We start from the raw sequence: 240 nt of genomic DNA on the forward strand, positions 1-240 counted from the left end.
CGTCGATCAAACGGTCCGGGGCCTGGGTACACGATGGCATCACTGGGACCGTCGGCCAGCCGGTAGGTCAGTTGGTTGGCCAGCCTGCTCAATTGCTCGGCTTGCAGGTGTGAAGTGCGTATCTCTCTGGCGGCGGCAAAGCCCAGGGCCACCAACGCCATCAGCACGATCAGCCAGAACAGCCGGCGCCCGTAGCGGGGCCTGGGTTTATTTTGGGGTAAAGGCGCTGGTTCCGAACTG

The 240-nt window shown here is 62.9% G+C and carries 1 protein-coding gene; it reads right to left on the bottom strand.

The annotated features are described in order from the left end of the window. A partial coding sequence (locus SB756_RS34585; protein WP_410913818.1) for a hypothetical protein occupies window positions 1-240 on the bottom strand: 240 nt, incomplete at both ends.

The organism is Pseudomonas sp. SIMBA_068 (assembly GCF_046534705.1).
Classification (GTDB): domain Bacteria; phylum Pseudomonadota; class Gammaproteobacteria; order Pseudomonadales; family Pseudomonadaceae; genus Aquipseudomonas; species Aquipseudomonas putida.